This is a genomic window from Yersinia sp. Marseille-Q3913 (assembly GCF_963892745.1).
Lineage (GTDB): Bacteria > Pseudomonadota > Gammaproteobacteria > Enterobacterales > Enterobacteriaceae > Yersinia > Yersinia bercovieri.
Map to the genome: position 1 here is coordinate 1 of NZ_CAWQAF010000086.1, position 916 is coordinate 916.

Consider the following 916-nt stretch of genomic DNA (forward strand, 5'->3'; position numbering starts at 1 on the left):
TCTTTACGTTCACCCGGAGGAAGTGATGAAATTGCGGTATATACCGTCAACCAAACACGTTCTCTGGCAACATAAGGCGACATTTTGACAATCTGTTCATCCACTAAATCGTCCAGTTCAAGCCCCAGCTTACGATATGCCAGTCTTTGAGGCTCAACCAGCCGCGTTATCTCTTCCTTTCCCCTCGTAGGATCGCGTTCGAACACAATACATAACTTTTGCCCCAAGGCTTTAAAATCGCCCGTTAAGGAGTCTCTGAGTTTCAGAACAAACCTGAGAAAGCTATCAGTCTCGGGTATGTCGCCCACAGTACGAGGCTCGGCTTCACTGAATTCTCTGAATGCGCCCAAAACCTCAAAGCAGCTGGCGTAATCATTGTTGTGTGTCACATGAATGTACGGCGCGGCTAATGAGGGGTGTCGGATTCTGTCGTCGGGAGTCAGCCCAATGACTGTGCGTAGGTCACAATACTGGGAAAAATCCCGTCCTAATGTGTAGCGAGAAAAATAAGCAAAAGCATCTTCGATTTTATCGACAATCATATTCAGCTCCGGGAGCAATAATCACGGTATAGGAGTGACCACCAGGTTGTATTGGCATCTAGCCCTGTGGTTGCCAGTCGTCCTTTGAGGCGACCGGGATGTAGCGCTAGTGCCAGATGGCGACAGCGAGACAGTAAGGATTCACGTTTTTCCTCCGGGAGACGTTTCAAAGCTTCACCGAATGCTTGAGGGTGCGTTGTCCCCCATGATTTGCGTACTGGTTTATCGTGAGAGGTGAGCCAATTGAGTAGAGCTTTAGCATCTTGCCGATATTCTTCACTGTCAGATTCAAGCGCCTGAGCTATGGCCCGTTGGAGATGATTGATATCCTCCGGTCGCAAGATTGGCAGATAGACAATGACCCCGGCTTCCGC

General features: G+C 49.2%; 2 pseudogenes. Both read right to left on the minus strand.

The features are described from left to right. Positions 1 to 542 (minus strand): annotated as a pseudogene (locus tag AACW11_RS19165) (ATP-binding protein); the annotation flags it as partial. Positions 543 to 544: 2 nt separating this feature from the next. Beyond that, positions 545 to 916 (minus strand): annotated as a pseudogene (locus AACW11_RS19170) (TraT conjugal transfer protein); the annotation flags it as partial.